Annotated in this window: 15 protein-coding genes and 1 pseudogene; 9 read left to right on the top strand and 7 right to left on the bottom strand. The window is 38.0% G+C overall.

Going from position 1 to position 20,994, the window contains the following annotated elements; all coding sequences use genetic code 11:
- Positions 1 to 160 precede the first annotated feature (160 nt).
- The 6 genes from M983_RS02855 (at position 161) to menE (ending at position 7,520) form a co-directional block, all read left to right on the top strand.
- Positions 161 to 1,525 carry an isochorismate synthase gene (locus M983_RS02855; RefSeq protein ID WP_066746713.1) on the top strand — a complete coding sequence of 455 codons (1,365 nt, stop codon included), beginning with the start codon at positions 161 to 163 and terminating at the stop codon, positions 1,523 to 1,525.
- A gap of 320 nt (positions 1,526 to 1,845) precedes the next feature.
- On the top strand, positions 1,846 to 3,540 hold the full coding sequence (menD, locus tag M983_RS02850) for a 2-succinyl-5-enolpyruvyl-6-hydroxy-3-cyclohexene-1-carboxylic-acid synthase (protein ID WP_066746710.1): 1,695 nt from the start codon (positions 1,846 to 1,848) through the stop codon (positions 3,538 to 3,540).
- Complete coding sequence (gene menH, locus M983_RS02845) at positions 3,515 to 4,282, top strand: 2-succinyl-6-hydroxy-2,4-cyclohexadiene-1-carboxylate synthase (protein WP_066746707.1); 768 nt, start codon at positions 3,515 to 3,517, stop codon at positions 4,280 to 4,282. The genes menD and menH overlap by 26 nt, the downstream gene beginning before the upstream one ends.
- A gap of 12 nt (positions 4,283 to 4,294) precedes the next feature.
- The gene (menB, locus tag M983_RS02840; protein ID WP_066746704.1) at positions 4,295 to 5,152 is read left to right on the top strand and encodes a 1,4-dihydroxy-2-naphthoyl-CoA synthase; all 858 of its coding nucleotides are present in this window, start codon (positions 4,295 to 4,297) and stop codon (positions 5,150 to 5,152) included.
- A complete protein-coding gene (gene menC, locus M983_RS02835) occupies positions 5,152 to 6,123 on the top strand; it encodes an o-succinylbenzoate synthase (RefSeq protein WP_066746702.1) in 972 nt (323 codons plus the stop codon). The genes menB and menC overlap by 1 nt, the downstream gene beginning before the upstream one ends.
- On the top strand, positions 6,111 to 7,520 hold the full coding sequence (gene menE / locus M983_RS02830; protein WP_066746699.1) for an o-succinylbenzoate--CoA ligase: 1,410 nt from the start codon (positions 6,111 to 6,113) through the stop codon (positions 7,518 to 7,520). Before menC ends, menE begins: the two co-directional genes overlap by 13 nt.
- A 163-nt stretch (positions 7,521 to 7,683) precedes the next feature.
- Here the strand turns inward: menE and M983_RS02825 are convergent, their stop codons facing one another.
- Positions 7,684 to 9,126: a catalase gene (locus M983_RS02825; protein WP_066746698.1), complete on the bottom strand. Its 1,443-nt coding sequence runs from the start codon at positions 9,124 to 9,126 to the stop codon at positions 7,684 to 7,686.
- 283 nt (positions 9,127 to 9,409) lie between these two features.
- Here M983_RS02825 and M983_RS02820 point away from each other — a divergent pair, with 283 nt between their 5' ends.
- Positions 9,410 to 9,955 (top strand): YfaZ family outer membrane protein, encoded by a 546-nt coding sequence (locus M983_RS02820; RefSeq protein WP_066746790.1) that lies wholly within the window; start codon positions 9,410 to 9,412, stop codon positions 9,953 to 9,955.
- A gap of 79 nt (positions 9,956 to 10,034) precedes the next feature.
- On the opposite strand, the gene tyrP is transcribed toward M983_RS02820, so the two are convergent.
- The 6 genes from tyrP to ubiG form a co-directional block, all read right to left on the bottom strand.
- Positions 10,035 to 11,186 (bottom strand): tyrosine transporter TyrP, encoded by a 1,152-nt coding sequence (gene tyrP, locus M983_RS02815; RefSeq protein WP_425415160.1) that lies wholly within the window; start codon positions 11,184 to 11,186, stop codon positions 10,035 to 10,037.
- Positions 11,187 to 11,494: 308 nt separating this feature from the next.
- On the bottom strand, positions 11,495 to 11,728 hold the full coding sequence (locus tag M983_RS02810; RefSeq protein WP_066746694.1) for a YgdI/YgdR family lipoprotein: 234 nt from the start codon (positions 11,726 to 11,728) through the stop codon (positions 11,495 to 11,497).
- Between the two features lie 145 nt (positions 11,729 to 11,873).
- Positions 11,874 to 12,152 (bottom strand): class I ribonucleotide reductase maintenance protein YfaE, encoded by a 279-nt coding sequence (gene yfaE, locus M983_RS16955; RefSeq protein WP_074388136.1) that lies wholly within the window; start codon positions 12,150 to 12,152, stop codon positions 11,874 to 11,876.
- Between the two features lie 25 nt (positions 12,153 to 12,177).
- Positions 12,178 to 13,308 carry a class Ia ribonucleoside-diphosphate reductase subunit beta gene (nrdB, locus tag M983_RS02805; protein WP_066746692.1) on the bottom strand — a complete coding sequence of 377 codons (1,131 nt, stop codon included), beginning with the start codon at positions 13,306 to 13,308 and terminating at the stop codon, positions 12,178 to 12,180.
- An 11-nt stretch (positions 13,309 to 13,319) separates the two neighbouring features.
- Positions 13,320 to 15,611: a class 1a ribonucleoside-diphosphate reductase subunit alpha gene (gene nrdA, locus M983_RS02800; RefSeq protein WP_066746690.1), complete on the bottom strand. Its 2,292-nt coding sequence runs from the start codon at positions 15,609 to 15,611 to the stop codon at positions 13,320 to 13,322.
- Positions 15,612 to 15,957: 346 nt separating this feature from the next.
- Positions 15,958 to 16,695 (bottom strand): bifunctional 2-polyprenyl-6-hydroxyphenol methylase/3-demethylubiquinol 3-O-methyltransferase UbiG, encoded by a 738-nt coding sequence (gene ubiG, locus M983_RS02795; RefSeq protein WP_066746688.1) that lies wholly within the window; start codon positions 16,693 to 16,695, stop codon positions 15,958 to 15,960.
- Positions 16,696 to 16,867: 172 nt separating this feature from the next.
- On the opposite strand from ubiG, the gene gyrA reads away from it, so the two are divergent.
- Together gyrA and M983_RS02785 are read left to right on the top strand one after the other, a co-directional pair.
- On the top strand, positions 16,868 to 19,507 hold the full coding sequence (gene gyrA / locus M983_RS02790) for a DNA topoisomerase (ATP-hydrolyzing) subunit A (protein ID WP_066746686.1): 2,640 nt from the start codon (positions 16,868 to 16,870) through the stop codon (positions 19,505 to 19,507).
- A gap of 276 nt (positions 19,508 to 19,783) precedes the next feature.
- Positions 19,784 to 20,994: pseudogene (locus M983_RS02785) on the top strand (two-component system sensor histidine kinase RcsC); the annotation flags it as partial.

Below are 20,994 nucleotides of genomic sequence, written 5' to 3'. Positions count from 1 at the left end.
ATTAACGTACTCGCTATTTGAGAGAATTGATTAACTCTTCTACTTTGTAACATGAAATCTACAAAAGTTTGATAAATGACAAATGTTATAATTAATCAGTACTTTGATAATTTTTGCAGAGACGTATAATCTTCTTTTTGATTTATGATGGGTAATTGAAATGGAAAATGTTAGTTCGGTGTTTTTAACTCTTTGTGAAGAAGTTAAAAAAATAAATTTGACAGCATCAGATGAACTTTTACATCTCACTATCGCTTTGCCATCAGAAATCTCGTTTTCATTACTTGCTTGGCTTGCAGCTCAAACGCATTATCCACAGTTTTATTGGCAGCATCGTGATGAAACAGAAGAAGTCGCCGTTTGTGGGCAATTATGCTGCTTTAACCATATTCGTGATGCTCAACAATTTTTGATTTCTAAGAAAAAGAAATTCAATGATATTGAAAATGTACGTTTTTGGGGACTTAATGCGTGGGATACCATTATTCCTGGACACATTGATAAGCGATATGGAGATGATGCTTATCTTTTTTTACCTAGAATAGAAATAAGACGTCATCAACAACATTGTACTGTGCATCTTAATTTACTGGGTAATGATGATAAGGAAAGTGTGCTAGATTTTCTGAACACACTGAATAATGAATTTAATATAGAGCCTCTTTCTAGCTCTGTTATTTCAGTCGAACACTCATTGTCTCAAGAGCAGTGGAAAAATTATCTCAATATTGCATTAGATGAAATTAATCAAGGCTTATTTGAAAAAGTCGTACCAGCAAGAGCTACTTGTTTAACACTAGAAAGTCCTTTAAAAGCAATTCAATTTATGAATGCGAGTCGTGATGTTAATCATAAGTGCTATCACTATATGTTAGCTTTTTCACCCACGGATGCATTTATGGGATCATCACCTGAAAGACTTTATCTTCGTGATAATTTTATGCTTTATACAGAAGCTTTAGCAGGAACAGTAGCAAGCTCTGATAATGACGAGCAAGCAACAAAATTAGCCAATTGGTTGATGAATGATACAAAAAATCAGCATGAGAATTTAGTTGTTGTTGATGATATTTGTCAGCGCCTACAAGGGGGTATCGAAGGGATTGATGTTTCACCTGCTGATGTTATTCGATTACGCAAAGTGCAACATTTACGCCGTTATATTCACGGTAAGCTTATTGATAATAATGATGTTGATTGTTTAAGTCGTTTACAACCTACTGCCGCAGTATGTGGTTTACCTCGCACTATAGCGCGTGAATTTATTCGTCAACATGAGCCTTTTGAACGACGTTGGTATGCAGGTTCCGCAGGATTTTTGGGGCTGCCAAGAACAGAATTTGCAGTGAGTTTACGTTGTGGTGAATTGCATGATAATACACTGACACTTTATGCTGGCGCAGGTGTTGTGGCTGGTTCTGATCCAGAACAAGAGTGGGTTGAAATCGAAAATAAAGCGGCTGGTTTGCGTACATTACTTCAAGAAAAACAGTCCGTTATTGAAAAAGAATTTGTTATAGAGTAACTAATTTACTAATAGTGATAAGTCGTACTCATGGCATGTTAATAATAACCCGTCAATTAGTGCTACTTTTTAATAATCATCGCGAGTTGTCATCCTATTGGTGTTATTCTTTGATGTAATAATATAGTGCCCATATATCATGATAAAAATACAGCTAATCTATATTGAATGGGTAATGGGTCTCAATAGTGCACGTTAATTCGTGCTTTTTTAACGATTTTTTTAACGAAAATAACTGTTCATTGAACTAGGCTAAGAAAATATATCTAGGAATAGATATTATGAATGTCATTACAGGTTTTCGTTGTTTGGAATGTTGAATGTCTAATAGTTTGTTTAATCGTCAGTGGGCTAAAGTTATACTTGAAACGTTGACTCGTCATGGCCTACACCATGTCTGTATTGCGCCAGGTTCACGCTCGACGCCTTTAACATTGGCAGCCGCTGCTAATGATAAACTCATTTGTCATACTCATTTTGATGAACGTGGTTTAGGGCATTTAGCACTAGGGTTAGCGAAAGCGTCTAAAGAGCCTGTAGCTGTTATAGTGACGTCAGGTACTGCGGTTGCTAACTTATATCCTGCACTTATCGAAGCAGGGTTAACTGGTGAGCGAATTATCTTTTTAACCGCAGATAGACCCCCTGAATTGATAGATTGCGGTGCAAATCAAGCTATTCGTCAACAAGGCATTTTCGCAACGCATCCATCAAAAACACTTGCTCTACCACGACCTACTGCTGATATTCAAGCAAGCTGGTTAGTCTCTACGCTGGATAATGCCATGAATACACTTAATCATGGCACACTACATGTGAATTGTCCCTTTGCTGAACCGCTTTATGGTAAAGATGATTTACAACCTTGTCCTTGGAGTGATGCACTTGGTCAATGGTGGCAAAGTGATACACCTTGGTTACAAGAAACCTCGTTACCTTCTATTACCATGCACCCTCAATGGCCTTTATTACGACAAAAAAAAGGTGTGGTGATAGCAGGGCGTATAAGTGCTAATGAAGGTATTGAAGTTGCAAATTGGGCATCCCAATTAGGTTGGCCTTTATTAGGGGATATTTTATCTCAGACAGGGCAACCATTACCTTGTACCGATTTATGGTTAAATAATCCACATGCTAAAACAATATTGAATGAAGCTGAAATTATTATTCAATTTGGCTCAAGCTTAACTGGAAAACGTTTACTCCAGTGGCAAGTTAGCTGTGATCCCACATTTTATTGGATAATTGATGCAATACCGGGTCGTTTAGATCCTGGTCATCATCGAGGTGAAAAGTTCACCTTATCACCCATACATTGGTTAACTGCACACCCTGCTGTTGATAATGTACCTTGGGCACAAAATTTAACGTCTATTGCAAAACAAACTTATCAATATGTAAGCAAATTAACGCAATCTTTTGGCGAAGCACAAGTTGCTCATCAATTAGATACATTACTTCCTAAACATGGCCAGTTATTTGTTGGCAATAGTCTTATTGTACGTTTAATTGATGCGCTTGGTGTTTTACCACCAGGTTATCCTGTTATGAGTAATCGAGGCGCCAGTGGTATTGATGGGTTACTTTCGACTTCTGCGGGTATACATCGCGCTACACAAAAACCAACATTAACGATATTGGGTGATTTATCTGCGCTTTATGATTTAAATAGTTTAGCATTACATCAGCAAGTTTACGCACCCAATGTGATTATTATTGTGAATAATAATGGTGGGCAAATTTTCTCTATGCTACCAACGCCTGTCGCAGAACGAGAAAGATTTTACTGTATGCCTCATGATTTGCATTTTAAACATGCTGCAACTATGTTTGGTTTGAACTATGAGTCTCCTACAGACTGGCTCACCTTATTATCAGTTATTGAAAGGTGCTGGCAAGGTGATGCTAAAACAACACTCATCGAATTAATTGTTGATGAAACACAAGGTGCAAATACTTTAAATCAGCTTGTAAAACAGGTAACTGCTCATGACTTTAGCATGTCAGCGCTATAACACACATAATGATGGGCCGTGGCTAGTTTGGTTACATGGATTATTAGGTGAAGGGCATGAATGGGAACCTGTCATTACAGCTTGTCATGAATATCCTTCTTTAGTGATTGATTTACCCCGTCATGGAAATTCTGCATCGATAAGTGTTAATAATTTCATTGAAATCAGCGCGTTATTAACAAAAACGCTTAAAGCGCAAAATATCACTCAATATTGGCTTATTGGATATTCACTCGGTGGCAGAATTGCGATGTATCACGCATGTTTTGGTGATACAACAGGATTACTAGGATTAATTGTTGAAGGCGGTAATCCGGGTTTATATGATGGCAAAGAACGGCAAGATCGTATTTATCATGATAAACGCTGGGCACAACGTTTTCGTGAAGAGCCAATAGAAAAAGTATTAACGCAGTGGTATCAACAATCTGTTTTTTCAGATCTTACCGATGAAAAACGGCAATTATTGGTTGAAAAACGTCGCCATAATGCAGGTTTTTGCATCGCTGAAAGTTTAGAAACACTCTCTTTAGGCCACCAGCCTTGGTTAGTGACAGAATTACAGCAATTAACATTGCCATTTATATGGCTATGTGGCGAAAACGATGAGAAATTTCAAATGATAGCGCAGCAATATTCGCTACCTGTTACAACTATCCCACATGCTGGTCATAATGCCCATCAAGCCCAGCCTGATGCTTATGCTGTGGTGATAAACCATATTTTATCCCTCTTTGGTTAAAGGAACCTAATTATGCTTTACCCGAGCGAAGAAAAGCTATATGCCCCAATTGAATGGCAAGATTGTTCTGAAGATTTTGAAGATATTCTTTACCATAAATCAGTTGATGGTATTGCTAAAATCACGATTAACCGCCCGCAAGTGCGTAATGCTTTCCGTCCTTTGACAGTGAAAGAAATGATCCAAGCATTAGCCGATGCTCGTTATGATGATGCTATTGGAACCATTATTTTAACAGGTGCAGGTGAAAAAGCATTCTGTGCTGGTGGTGACCAAAAGATCCGTGGTGATTACGGTGGATACCGTGATGAAAGCGGTACTCATCATCTGAATGTCTTAGATTTTCAACGTCAAATTCGGACTTGCCCTAAACCGGTTGTTGCGATGGTAGCGGGTTATTCTATCGGTGGTGGTCACGTGCTTCATATGATGTGTGACTTAACTATTGCCGCTGAAAACGCTATTTTTGGTCAAACAGGTCCTAAAGTGGGATCATTTGATGGTGGTTGGGGTGCTTCTTACATGGCGCGTATTGTAGGGCAAAAGAAAGCACGCGAAATTTGGTTCTTATGTCGCCAATATGATGCAAAAGAAGCATTGGAAATGGGGCTTGTTAATACTGTTGTTCCTTATGCTGACCTTGAAAAAGAAACAGTACGTTGGTGTCGTGAGATGCTAGAAAATAGCCCAATGGCGTTACGTTGCTTGAAAGCCGCATTAAATGCAGACTGTGATGGTCAAGCTGGGCTTCAAGAGCTTGCTGGTAATGCAACGATGCTGTTTTATATGACAGATGAAGGACAAGAAGGCCGTAATGCGTTTAATGAAAAACGCCAACCTGACTTCACTAAATTTAAACGTAATCCATAATGCGAAACGCCAAACTCTATTCATTCAGCCTGCCAATGGAGGCAGGTGTTGTTTTACGTTATCAACGGCTTAAAACGCGTGATGGGTTTCTTGTCTGTTTAGAGCAAAATGGCAAACAAGGATGGGGTGAAATATCCCCACTTCCTGAATTTAGCCGTGAAACGTTATCAGAAGCACAAGCCTCAGCACAAACATGGTTAACAGCATGGTGTCAGGGTGATACGCCACAAGAAAGTGAATTGCCTAGTGTTGCTTTTGGAATGAGCTGCGCATTAGCTGAATTAGCCGATGAGCTCCCTAAAGAAGCAAACTATCAAGCTGCACCTTTATGCAATGGTGATCCTGATGATCTTATATTAAGTCTAAATGCGATGTCTGGTGAGAAAGTTGCCAAAGTCAAAGTAGGCTTATATGAAGCTGTTCGTGATGGAATTGTGGTTAATCTACTTCTTGAAGCTATTCCTGATCTAAAATTGCGATTAGACGCTAATAGAAGTTGGACACCAGCAAAAGCCGAAGGATTTGCAAAATATGTTAATCCAGCATGGCGAGATCGTATTGCATTTTTAGAAGAACCATGCAAAACACCTGAAGAATCACTCGCTTTTTCTCAAGCAACAGGAATAAATATTGCGTGGGATGAAACGGTGCGTGATGAAGGATTTGAAATAAAAACGCAACCTGGTGTTAGCACGATTGTTATTAAACCTACTTTAGTGGGAAGCCTTGAACGTTGTCGCTCTTTAGTTGAGCAAGCCCATGCCTTAGGACTTGATGCTATTATCAGTTCGAGTATTGAAAGTAGCTTTGGGTTATCTCAATTAGCAAGAATAGCGCATTGGCTAACACCAAACACAATACCTGGACTTGATACTGTTGATTTAATCAAACAACAACTTATTCGTCCTTGGCCAAATGTGGATATTCCTATTATTTCACTAGAGCAACTTGAAACAGTATGGCAACAGTAGTGCATTTTACACAATGGCCGTGGCAACATTGGGCTGAGATATCCCCTAATGAAACGGCCATTATTCATGATTTACAACCTATCACTTGGCAACAATTAAGTTTACATATTAGCCAATTAGCATATGATTTTTATCAGCAAGGTGTAAAAGAAGGAAGTACTGTTTTACTGCGTAGTAAAAATCATCTTCATTTATTATTTGCCTTATTAGCCTTATTTCAATGTGGCGCTAAAGTGCTTCCTTTAAATCCTCAGTTACCTTCTTCTTTATTAGATGAATTACTACCGCATCTTAATATTGATTTTTATGCTGATTTTTCATCATCGCCATTAGATTTCAACGCTACAGCGCTTGATACTTCTGCAATTATTTTTGAACTCAATCAGCAATATCATCAAATCAACAATGAGTCTGATGTTTTATGGCAACCATCTAGAATGGCAACGCTGATTTTAACATCAGGTTCTTCTGGATTACCTAAAGCGACAGTCCACACTTTTGATGCACACTTTCATAGTGCAGAAGGTGTTTTATCATTAATGCCATTTGAAAAAACTGAGCGCTGGTTACTCTCATTACCATTATTTCACGTATCAGGGCAGGGAATACTTTGGCGTTGGTTATTAAGGGGGGCTTGTATTGTAGTGCGAGAAAATCATTCTTTTGTTGATGCACTACAAGATTGTACTCATGCTTCTTTAGTGCCAACACAGCTTTGGCGTTTTTTACAGCAAGAAGCTCAACAGGCAATTACATTAAAGTCTGTATTGTTAGGAGGAGCCATAATTCCCACTGAGTTAGTAAATGAAGCTGAAAAAAGAGGTATTCATTGTTGGTGTGGTTATGGTATGACAGAAATGGCATCAACGGTTTGCGCTAAACGTGCTGATAACAAAGCTGGTGTAGGATTACCATTAAAAGGTAAACATATCAGAATTCTTGATGATGAAATACAGATTAAATCAGATAGCATTGCTTTAGGTTACTGGTTTGATAGTGAATTAAAACCGTTATCACTCACTGCGGATGGTTGGTACTCGACACGAGATAAAGGTCGCTTTATCGCTGATGAATGGTGTGTTTTAGGTCGTTTAGATAATCTCTTTTTTAGTGGTGGAGAAGGCATTCAACCAGAGGATATTGAGAAAGTACTTAATATGCACCCAAAGGTAAGCCAATCTTTTATTATACCTATCGAGGATACAGAATTTGGTCAACGGCCTGTCGCAGTGGTCGATGCTGATATTGAAATAATTAATCAACTCCCACAATGGTATCATTCCCGTTTAGCCGGATTTCAACGACCTATTGCTTGCTTGCAATTACCCGAAAGCCTAAAGAATGGTGGAATTAAAATTTCTCGTCAACAAGTGCAAGAGTGGGTGAAAAACAATTAGGGTAAGCGCTACCCTAATTAGTTATGCTTTATATATTTTATTATTATTAATAATAATAAGATTATTCTTTAGCAATAAAGAAAACCTCCCAATTACCAATTTATTAGTAATTGGGAGGTTTGTTTTTGCCGAGTTGCTCACAAGGCTTCTTTTTATTTTTTGACTACTTAGCTAATGCTTTTATGGCATTTGCAACACCAGCACCATATTCAGGATGGACTTTACTGAATAAATCGATTTGGCGTTTTTGTGTTTCTTCACTTGCTTGCGATAATTCGCCAGCAATACGAGTGAACATACGCTGATGTTCTTCATCACTGAGTAATTCATAAAGTGCACGTGGCTGGCTAAAATAATCACCATCTTCACGTTGATTCCAGTGATCAGCTGCACCCTCTATAGATAACGGTGGCTCTCTAAAATCAGGTTGTTCTTGGAATTCTCCACCACTATTTGGTTCATATGTAATACCGTTACCACTGTTACCATCCACGCGCATTGCACCATCACGATGGTAATTATGGAATGGGCATTTTGGCGCATTAACAGGGATCTGATGATTGTTTACACCTAAACGATAACGATGGGCATCACCATAAGAGAATAAGCGACCTTGTAACATTTTATCTGGTGAAAAACTAATACCAGGCACAACATTAGCAGGATTAAATGCCGCTTGTTCAACATCTGAGAAATAGTTGGCTGGATTACGATTTAGTTCAAAATAACCAACATCAATTAACGGATAGTCGCCATGTGGCCATACTTTTGTTAAATCGAATGGGTTGTAAGGGACTTGAGATGCTTCTTTTTCAGGCATTATTTGAATTTGTAAATTCCAGCGAGGGTAATCACCTCGTTCAATTGCTTCAAATAAATCACGTTGTGAACTTTCTCTGTCTTTACCCACTAGCGTTTCAGCTTCATCATCCATTAAATTTTGGATGCCTTGTTGGCAACGGAAATGAAGTTTAACCCAAAAGCGTTCATTATCTTTATTGATAAGACTATAGGTATGGCTACTAAAACCATGAACAAAACGATAGCCACGAGGTAGACCACGGTCACTCATATCGATGGTTAATTGATGTAGTGACTCAGGCAAATGAGAGAAGAAATCCCATTTATAAGCCATGTTACGCATATTGGTTTTAGGATCACGTTTTACAATATGGTTAAGGTCAGGGAATTTGAGTGGATCACGCAGATAGAATACGGGAGTATTATTACCTACCATATCCCAGTTACCTTCTTCTGTATAAAATTTTAGTGCAAAACCACGAATATCACGTTCAGCATCAGCAGCGCCTCTTTCACCTGCTACTGTTGAAAAACGTGCAAACATTTCTGTTTTTTTACCAATTTCAGAGAAAATTTTAGCACGAGTATATTTTGTAATATCGTGTGTGACGGTAAATGTACCAAAAGCACCAGAGCCTTTAGCATGCATACGTCTTTCTGGAATGACTTCTCTGTCAAAATGAGCTAATTTTTCTAAAAACCAAACATCTTGAAGCAACATTGGGCCACGTGGACCTGCTGTAATCACATTATTATTATCAACAACTGGTGCACCTGCTGCCGTTGTTAGCTTTTTCTTTTCCATCACATTCTCCAGTTTATAAAAACAGTTACGATCTAAAAAAATAGCCTGTGTGAATAAAACGAACTGAACAGCCTTATTATTATTATGGTTAATTTTATTTAGATTTCCACTTTAGCAATATTTTTATCTCAAATAAAACCAGTTAGACCTATGACATCAATAGACATAACTTATTTACATATATTGAAGTTTCTGTATGTACTCTTTCAAATTAATGCAAATTGACTTGATGTATCTGTAGTATAATTACATGTTAGGACAATTATTTGCTGGAGTTATTATTATGAAAAAATATTTATTGACCGGGATTGCATGCTCATTGTTAATGGTAGGAACAGCTGCTCATGCGGTATCAATGAATGTTCAAGCAGGTAAACATTACACTGATGTTCGTGCTGGATTAGGTGATCCTAATTCTGGTTTATCTTTCAATGGTGGCTGGGCTCGCAGTGATCATGACGGTCAAATTGGTAGTTTAGGAACTAAATTTGCACTTCCTCTTGGACCTTTTTCAGCAAGTGTCGGCGGTAAAGCACTCTATTTATCCCCTAAAGATGGTGATGATGGTGCGGCATTAGCTGGTGGTGTAGGTTTAAATTGGGATGTACTTTCATCTTTAAATGTATATGGTGAAGCTTATGCCTCTCCTGAAGGTTTAACTTCAGGTAGTAAGTCTTATTATGAAGCCGATGTTGGTGCAAAATATACGGTATTTAAACCGCTACATGTGAATGCGGGTTATCGTGTGATTGAAATTGATAATGCACATAATAGAAGCAATAACAAACTTGCTGATGGATTTTATGTCGGTGCTGGATTAAGTTTTTAATCGAATCGCTGAATAAATAAAAAAAGCAGATGTTGAAATATTTAACATCTGCTTTTTTATTATATGTAATTAGAAATAATTAGCCTACTTTTGGTAATAATCCAAAAGTGATAGCAACTTGAATACCAATAACAATAAGCCCGCAAATAAAGACAATAACTAAAGCGGGAATACCGCCTTTCACATGATAATGTGGCTGAGAGTGTTGTTCTTGTCTTACTTTCCAAACTAATAGCGCAGGGAGTAATAATGCTAATACCGCAAGAGCAATTGCCGCATACGCTAATGCCTGAACAAAGTTAGGGAAAAATAGGGCGCAGACCAAAGGAGGTAAAAAGGTTAAAAGACTGGATTGTAGACGCCCACGAGCATGATTGCTGCGCTTGAATAAATCGGCTAAATAATCAAATAAGCCTAATGCGACGCCTAAGAAAGATGTTGCAAGTGCTAACGAAGCAAATAGATTTACCGCAATATTAACGCGTGGTGTTGCAACAACATCACGGATTGCAGTGAGTAATCCATTTAAACCTGATTGTTGAGCCATTATACCCATGAAGGTATCAGTAGGAATTGCGCCTAATGTGGCTAATTGCCATAAAATATAAGCAACTAATGGAATGGCACTACCAACGATAAAGATAATGCGTAGTTTTTTTACATCGCCATTCATATAACTTACGATACTTGGCACGCTACCGTGAAAGCCAAAAGATGTAAAAATAACAGGGATAGCAGAAAGGATAAGCCCATATTTAACTGGCATAGTCGTTAAGTTTACTGTTTCAACATGTGAGATCATCACGACTAGCATAAAGACAAGAAAAATCACTTTAGCGGTAAAGAGTAAGCGATTTATCATATCAACAGATGTTGTACCAATTCCTACAACAGCACCCCCTATCACTGTAAAGATAATAATACCTTGTGAGTGAGTGATATTGTGGCCAATCCAAGAAGAGACAGTTGATGAGAGTAATTCACCAGCTCCACTGATATACGCGGTTGTTAAAGCATACATGAGTAAAAGTAAGGAAAGCCCGGTTACTATTTGGCCTCCTATACCTAGATAGCGCTTAGCAATGGTACCAAGTCCTGTGTGCGCATCGTTGTGCTGATAAACCTCGACTAATAATAGTGCGGTGTAGCTCATTAATAACCACAATCCAACAAGCAATAGTAACATAGTGGTAAAACCAATCCCAACAGCGGCGAGTGGCATTGCTAGCATACCTGCGCCAATTGTTGTTCCTGCAACAATAAAAACACTACCAATAGTGCGATTTTTCACAAAATCCTCTGTTTTTTCAGACTGTTTTATTTATTAAATGCAGAGTATAAGAATGGTAAATTTCTGTCAAATTTTAATTACGTAACTCGTAAATAAATCTTTACGCACATAAGTTATAGATAAAAAAACACCTCAAAATAAAAATTATTTTGAGGTGTCGATGGGGTAAGACAAGGTATCAAAAAATAAATATCAATCAAAAAACCAACTGCTGATAAACAAAGAGTATAAATAGAGATCAGTAAACATTAATCTTTTAATTCAGTGATAGTTCTGACTTGATCACGATTGATTTGTTCAACTTTACCCGTTTCAGCATCTTTATAAGAGACTAAACCTGTATCATTATCAATTTCTGGTTTACTTTGAGAAATAATAGTTCGGCCATCAACGGTTTCAATTTTTTGAGGTGAAGAACAACCCGCAAGTAAAATTAATGAAGTTGCAATAGCGCAAAGAGGTAAAATTGATTTAAGTTTCATAATATACTGCTCTCCTATTTGATCTTGTTCTTTAACCTTAGTTAAAGATACGCATTCTTGATAGGAAAAAATAGTCAATATAAGAAGAATTAATCTATTTATATCAGTTATAATTTATAACGTTATTTGAACGAAGCTTTTTGATTTATTTTGAACATATTTCGACTTCAATATCGCAAGTGGGATGACAACTACAAGGTAAGATTTCATCAGGCTGTATAAACGCAAGAGGTTCATTGCGATAGCATACATTGCCTTTGACTAGGCGCAGACGACAAGAACCACAATATCCTTCACGACATTGATATTCGACCTCTATCTTTTTGTGCTCTAAAGCATCTAATAGAGAAGGATGTGAGTCAGAGCAAAACTCTAACGGAGTAGAAAGACCCTGCTGATGCAGGGTCACTTTATGAGAAGCCATAATATATTAGAAATATTTCTCTTTATTACAGTTCAAAACTGCTTAAATCGTCAGCATCAACTTGAGAATCAATTTGACCGACAAGATAAGAACTCACTTCAACTTCTTGAGGTGCGACTTGAACATTATCAGAAACTAACCATGCATTAATCCATGGAATCGGATTAGAACGCGCTTTGAACGGTAATTTAAGGCCAACGGCTTGCATGCGAATATTCGTGATATATTCAACATATTGGCAAAGTATTTCTTTGTTTAAACCAATCATTGAACCTTCAGAGAATAGGTATTCAGCCCATTCTTTTTCTTGTTCAGCGGCTTCAACAAAAAGGTCATAGCATTCTTGCTCACACTCAGCTGCAATTTCAGCCATTTCAGGATCATCCTGACCTGAGCGTAATAAATTAAGCATATGTTGTGTACCAGTAAGATGTAATGCTTCATCACGCGCAATAAGGCGGATAATTTTGGCATTACCTTCCATCAGTTCACGTTCTGCAAACGCAAAAGAGCATGCAAAGCTGACATAGAAACGAATGGCTTCTAATGCATTAACGCTCATTAAACAAAGGTACAACTGTTTCTTTAACTTACGTAAAGTCACTTCAACATTTTTGCCTTTGACTTGATATGTACCTTCACCATACATGTGATAAAGGTTAGTGAGCCTGATAAGTTCATCATAATAAGATGAAATATCACGTGCTCGTTTTAAAATTTCTTCGTTCTCAACGATATCATCAAAGACAACAGAAGGATCGTTAACAATATTACGAATAATATGTGTATAAGAACGAGAATGAATTGTTTCAGAGAAAGACCATGTTTCAATCCAAGTTTCTAACTCTGGAATAGAAATTAAAGGTAAGAAAGCAACATTAGGGCTTCTACCTTGTATTGAATCAAGCAGAGTTTGATATTTTAGATTACTGATAAAAATATGTTTTTCATGATCAGGTAATGCATTGTAGTCGATGCGATCACGGGAAACATCGACTTCTTCTGGACGCCAGAAGAAGGAAAGTTGTTTCTCTATCAGTTTTTCAAAAATAGGATATTTTTGCTGATCATAACGCGCTACGTTAACAGGCTGCCCAAAAAACATGGGCTCCTGAAGTTGATCATTTTTAACTTGTGAAAAAGTAGTATAAGACATAGCTTCCTCAATTAAATTTTACACGCGCCGCCTTCACAATCTGAATCTGCCGTCTCAACGACTTCTTCAAGATCACCCTGTACATCATCTGCACCATCGCGGGTATTGTGGTAGTACAGTGTTTTTACACCGTATTTATAAGCGAGTAGTAAATCTTTTAGCAGTTGGTTCATTGGAACTTTACCGCTAGTAAAACGAGCAGGATCGTAGTTAGTATTTGCAGAAATTGCTTGGTCAACAAATTTTTGCATGATACCGACTAACTGCAAATAGCCTTCAATGCTTGGCATTTGCCAGAGAAGTTCATAAGACCCTTTCAAGCGCTCATATTCAGGAACAACTTGGCGCAAGATACCATCTTTAGAGGCTTTAATACTGATATAACCACGTGGTGGCTCAATACCATTTGTTGCATTTGATATCTGTGATGATGTTTCTGATGGCATTAACGCAGAAAGTGTTGAGTTACGTAATCCATACTCTTTTATCTCTTTGCGTAAGCCTTCCCAATCATAATGTAAAGGCTCGTTTGTCAGCGCATCTAATGATTTTTTATAAGTATCAATTGGTAAAACACCATCAGCATAAGTCGTTTCATTAAACCAAGGACATGCCCCTTGCTCTTTTGCTAATTCATTAGATGCTTTCAATAAATAATATTGAATAGCTTCAAAAGCTTTGTGCGTTAAGTTGTTTGCACTGCCATCTGAGTAACGAACACCATGTTTAGCTAAGTAATAAGCAAAGTTGATAACTCCAATACCCAAAGTACGACGGCCTGTTGCTCCTTGTTTCGCAGCAAGAATTGGATAATCTTGATAATCAAGTAACGCATCTAATGAACGTACGGCTAAGCGTGCTAGCTCTTCTAGTTCATCTAAATTTTCAATCGCACCTAAGTTAAATGCAGATAATGTGCAAAGTGCAATTTCACCATTAGGATCTTTAATGTCGTTTAATGGTTTAGTTGGTAATGCAATTTCTAAACAGAGGTTAGATTGACGAATTGGTGCAATCGCCGGGTCAAATGGACTATGTGTATTACAATGGTCAACATTTTGAATATAGATACGGCCTGTTGATGCTCGTTCCTGCATCATTAATGAGAATAGCTCAACCGCCTTAATTTGTTTTTGGCGAATACTTTTATCTTTTTCGTATTGTACGTATAAACGCTCAAATTCGTTTTGATCAGCAAAGAAAGCGTCGTATAGACCTGGTACATCAGAAGGGCTAAATAGTGTGATATCTTGGCCTTTGATTAAACGCTCATACATCAATTTATTAAGCTGAACACCATAGTCAAGATGACGAACACGGTTATCTTCAACACCACGGTTATTTTTAAGTACTAGCAAGCTTTCAACTTCTAAGTGCCATAATGGGTAGAATAAGGTTGCCGCACCACCACGAACACCACCTTGAGAGCAAGATTTTACTGCTGTTTGGAAGTGTTTGTAGAATGGAATACACCCTGTGTGGAAGGCTTCACCATTACGAATAGCACTTCCTAATGCACGAATACGACCTGCATTGATACCAATACCTGCACGTTGAGAAACGTACTTAACAATGGCACTTGAGGTTGCATTGATAGAATCAAGACTATCGTCACATTCAATCAGTACGCAGGAGCTAAATTGACGAGTTGGTGTTCTAACCCCCGCCATTATTGGCGTTGGTAATGAAATTTTAAAGGTCGAAATCGCGTGATAGAAACGCTCAATGTAGTCCATGCGTGTCTCTTTTGGATAACGAGAGAAGAGACAAGCTGCAACAAGAACATATAAAAATTGCGCGCTTTCATAAATATCGCCAGTAATACGGTTTTGAACGAAATATTTACCTTCTAATTGCTTAACTGCGGCATAAGAGAAGTTCATATCACGTTGATGAACAATAAAATTATCCATCAGTTCAAATTCTTCTTTGGTGTAATCTTCAAGAAGATGGCGATCGTACTTGCCTAATTCGACTAAGTGCTTAACGTGGGCATACAGTGCTGGTGGCTCAAATTGGCCATACGCTTTTTTACGCAAGTTAAATACAGCGAGACGAGCAGCGAGATATTGATAATCAGGAGTCTCTCCTGAAATTAAGTCTGCGGCAGCTTTTACCAACGTTTCATGAATATCGGCAGTTTTGATGCCATCATAAAACTGGATCTGAGAACGTAACTCAACTTGAGAAACGGAGACATTTTCTAACCCTTCTGAGGCCCATGTGATAACACGGTGAATTTTGTCTAAGTCGATACGTTCTTTGTGACCATCACGTTTTGTGACGAGCAGGCTATGATTCATGAGCGATGCACCTTGATTTTAAAGGTTCCCTTAATTTTTATACCGCAAAAAAACACTCCTGGTGACAATGGTTGTCAAGGAGTCTTGTGGTTTAAAATAACAGGAAACACAATATATAGGGGTTGTTTCAAATGGTGATAACAAGATAAAGGTAATTGAACGATTTATCAAGTGCACAAATTTAGTTGTTTCTGTGGATAAAGGGGGGATAAAAAATTTAACAACTGCCTGTATCCTGCATAAATACAGGCAGTAAGAAACACGAATAGTGGCGATTATGTTCCAAAGTCAATTTTAAAAAATGTGATCGTTTGATGTTTTATTAAACCAAATCAAACATTCTATTTCATAAATCAGATTCGTCTGGTGATTGTGTGTGCACCATATAATTAACATCCACATTTGGCGCTAATCGAAATTTATCTGTGATTGGATTGTAGTGTAAGCCAATCATATTTTTTGTTCGTAGTTGAGCTTCATCTGCCCAACTTAACAATTCAGAAGGACGAATAAATTTATTCACATCATGTGTGCCTTTTGGCACCATATTAAGAATATATTCAGCCCCTAAAATGAGCATAAACCAGGCTTTTTTATTACGATTTATCGTAGAAAAGAAGACATGACCACCTGGTTTAACCAATTTTGCACATGCTCTTACTACTGAGGCCGGATCTGGCACATGCTCTAGCATTTCCATGCAGGTGACAACATCATAAGTTTGTGGATTTTCATGGGCATGATTTTCAACGGTATCTTGGATATAGTTGACTGCGATACCCGATTCTAAGGAATGTAAGCGAGCGACTTCAAGCGGTTCTGCGCCCATATCAAGCCCTGTGACTTCAGCACCGACACACGCCATACTTTCAGATAAAATGCCACCACCACATCCGACATCAAGGACTTTTTTACCAAAAAGGCCGTCAGCACGCTCTTGGATATAGTTAAGTCTTAACGGATTGATGCGATGTAAAGGCTTAAATTCGCCTTCTAAATCCCACCACCGTGATGCGACACTTTCGAATTTGTCGATTTCATGCTGATCTACGTTAGCATGTAAAGAGGTTGTTTTATCATTCATCAGAAAGTAATACTCCTATTTTCATATTGCTATGATTCTACCAACGTTAGACGGCGAAATCGAAGAGAATAGCAAAAGAGTCACGAATTTCGTTGTTTCAGTTTTCCTAAAATTGGCGATTTGTGGTATAGTTCTATACCTTTGAATCCGTAGTATGAGGGACAGTGGCTCCATGAGCGACATTGCCAGAGAAATCACACCAGTCAATATCGAAGAAGAGCTGAAAAGCTCGTATTTGGATTATGCGATGTCTGTTATTGTAGGACGCGCATTACCCGATGTTCGAGACGGACTGAAGCCAGTACACCGCCGTGTTCTTTTTGCGATGAATGTACTAGGAAACGATTGGAATAAGCCTTATAAAAAATCAGCCCGTGTTGTAGGGGATGTAATCGGTAAATATCACCCACACGGTGACAGTGCTGTCTATGAAACAATAGTTCGGTTAGCACAGCCTTTTTCTATGCGTTACATGTTGGTTGACGGGCAGGGCAACTTCGGGTCAGTTGATGGTGACTCCGCTGCTGCAATGCGTTATACCGAAGTACGTATGGCGAAAATCGCCCATGAATTGCTGGCGGATTTGGAAAAAGAAACGGTTGATTTTGTTCCTAACTATGATGGAACAGAGCATATTCCGGCAGTTATGCCAACCCGTATTCCAAACTTGTTAGTCAATGGTTCTTCAGGGATTGCGGTCGGGATGGCAACGAATATTCCTCCGCATAATCTAGGTGAAGTTATCGACGGCTGTTTAGCTTATGTTGATAACGAAGACATCACTATTGAAGAGCTGATGGAACATATTTCGGGACCTGATTTTCCAACGGCAGCCATTATTAATGGCCGTAGAGGAATTTTAGATGCATACCGAACAGGGCGTGGAAAAATCTATATCCGTGCTCAAGCCGATATTGAAACTGATGAGAAGACGAATCGCGAAACAATTATCGTGACAGAAATCCCTTATCAGGTAAATAAAGCGCGTTTAATTGAAAAAATTGCCGAGCTTGTCAAGGATAAGCGCATTGACGGCATCAGCGCATTACGTGATGAGTCTGATAAAGACGGTATGCGTATTGTGGTTGAGATTAAACGTGATGCAGTGGCTGAGGTTGTACTAAACCATCTCTTCTCACAAACTCAAATGCAAGTTTCTTTTGGGATTAACATGGTGGCGTTACATCAAGGCCAACCAAAACTGTTAAATCTTAAAGAAATTATTTCTGCATTTATTCGTCATCGTCGTGAAGTTGTTACTCGCCGTACTATCTTTGAATTACGCAAAGCGCGTGATCGTGCTCATATCTTAGAAGCACTAGCTATAGCACTCGCTAATATTGATCCTGTTATTGAGTTAATTCGTCAAGCACCCACACCTGCTGAAGCGAAAGCCTCTTTAATCGCGCAACCTTGGGATTTAGGTAGCGTTTCTGCGATGTTAGAACGTGCTGGTGATAGTAATGTGGCTCGCCCTGAGTGGTTAGAGGCACAATATGGCGTACACGGCGGAAAATACTATTTAACAGAGCAACAAGCACAAGCTATTTTGGATCTGCGCTTGCAGAAACTGACGGGTCTTGAGCATGAAAAACTGTTAGACGAATACCGTGAGTTGCTAATTCAAATTGGTGAGTTATTACATATTCTAACCAGCCCTGAACGTTTAATGGAAGTTATTCGCGAAGAGCTAACGGCGATAAAAGTTCAATATAACGATCCTCGTCGTACAGAAATCACTGAAAATACGGCTGATATTAATATTGAAGACCTGATTAATGAAGAAAATGTTGTTGTTACACTTTCTCACCAAGGTTACGTTAAATATCAACCGCTGACCGACTATGAAGCACAACGTCGTGGTGGTAAAGGTAAGTCAGCTGCGAGAATCAAAGAAGAAGACTTTATTGATCGTCTCTTAGTTGCTAATACTCATGACACAATTCTTTGCTTTTCAAGCCGTGGCCGCCTCTATTGGATGAAAGTGTATCAACTTCCTGAAGCCAGCCGTGGTGCACGTGGTCGCCCAATTATCAACTTATTACCTCTTGAGCCAAATGAGCGTATTACGGCTATCTTACCTGTAAGAGAATATGAAGAAGGTAAATTTGTCTTTATGGCAACCGCAAGCGGAACTGTTAAAAAGACACCATTAAAAGATTTTAGTCGTCCTCGTAGTGCCGGTATTATTGCGGTTAACTTAAATGAAGGCGATGAATTAATTGGTGTTAATTTAACTGACAGCACAAATGAAGTTATGCTGTTCTCGGCTGATGGTAAAGTTGTTCGCTTTGCAGAAGATTGTGTTCGTCCTATGGGTCGTACTGCAACAGGTGTTCGCGGTATGAAATTAAGTGGTGATGATAAAGTTGTCTCACTGATTATTCCTCGTGATGAAGGTGATATTTTAACGGTTACCGAAAATGGTTATGGTAAGCGTACTGTAGAAAGCGAATACCCAACGAAAAACCGTGCTACACAAGGCGTTATCTCAATTAAAGTGAGTGAACGCAATGGTAAAGTTGTTGGCGCTATTCAAGTTGAAGATACTGATCAGATTATGATGATCACTAATGCAGGAACGTTAGTTCGTACACGAGTTTCAGAAGTCAGCATTGTTGGACGTAATACACAAGGTGTCACCTTAATTCGTACTTCGGAAGGTGAGCTTGTTGTTGGATTACAACGCGTTGAAGATGAAGATGATGCATTAGATGATGATGAAATCAGTGAAGTAATGAACAATACACCATCAGATGCTATCGAATCTGAACCAGAAGACGAAAAAGACGACGATACAGACGAAGAATAAATTTTATTTTTGTGCTGTATAAGATAATAAAAGCAGGCATAATTCGCCTGCTTTTTTTATGGCTTTTAGTGTGAGTTCTAACCATAAATCAGAGATAATGGTCGAAACATATCATTCAGACATGCAATGACATCTGTTAGAATAACTATTTTGTGATATACCGATTAAGGTGGCTATTTGAGATATCTCTCGTCTTTTAAAACATCATTAAAGATTTCCCGCTACCTATTTCGCATATTAGGCATAATGCTGTGGGCGATGGGTGCATTGCTAACGATGTTTTACCTCATTAATATCTTTAATGACACCAAATCAGATATCAGACAAGAATATAGTAATAACTATACTAATTTGCAGAGTTTTTTTCGGCAAACTTCAAGCACTATTCGTGATCTCCAATATTTAGCTGAACGCCATCAAGAACAACTTAATTTAAATCCTAAGATGAATAATGCATTATTTTATGAAGGACCATTTTCCCTACATAAACTTAATGACATGGCCGATTGCGAGTTATTTAAAGGACAAACTGATAATTACTTTCGTTCATTTAATAGCATTTTATATTATTGGAAAGATAATACACCGGCTTTGCTAGGTATCAACCAGGTATTTATGGTTGGTAATCATAGTATGTGTATGATTAATTTCCCTTTAAGAGCATCTCCTATCGATACCGAGTTGCTAAAAAAGATGGTTTATGAAAATACACGTAATTATATTAATCAAAGGGCGCAAGGCAAAGAAGTTAATCAATATTGGATAGTGCCTGATGCGAAAGGCGACAGCGGAATACTGTATGTTATGTCTCCAGTTTATGCTTCAGGTAAATTTATTGGATTAATCGGTATCGAAAGAGCAATACGCTTAGAATATATCACACCAGCAAAAGATCGTGTTATTTCTATCCATTTATTAAATAGCAAAAATAATAGTGTATTAAGCTATCCTGCTGAAAATAATTATCGCGTTACAAAACAAGTTCCTGAAGTTAACGCGCCTTATTTCGGTTTTGACGAAGATTTCAGTGATTTAGTCGCTAAGCGAAAATTATTGCCTTCTTCTTTTAGTGTGGTTTATTCATTGCCATTAAAACAAATTCTTAATGAGTTTAAATTTACAATATTTAATGCACTTATCCTAAATATTATTTCTGCGATTTTCATTTTTCTTTTTGTTTGGGTTTTTGAGAGAAAAATATTCTCTCCAGCGGAAAATAATGCTTCACGTTTAGAAGAACATGAACAATTTAATCATAAAATAGTTGCGTCAGCACCTGTTGGTATCAGCATTCTACGTATTCGCGATGGTATGATTATTTTGAGTAATGAACTCGCTCATAATTATTTTCGTTTATTAAGCCATAGTGATAAACAAAATATTCTCTCTATTATTGCAGAGAAGAGTAGTAATATGGTTGATGTTGTGACAAATAATCGTAATCACTTACAAATAAGCTTTGTGAATTCACGTTATCAAAATGAAGA

This window comes from Proteus myxofaciens ATCC 19692 (assembly GCF_001654855.1).
Taxonomy (GTDB): Bacteria; Pseudomonadota; Gammaproteobacteria; order Enterobacterales; family Enterobacteriaceae; genus Proteus; species Proteus myxofaciens.
The sequence above is the reverse complement of the archived record's forward strand: the minus strand, read 5'-3'. Positions and strand labels throughout refer to the sequence as shown.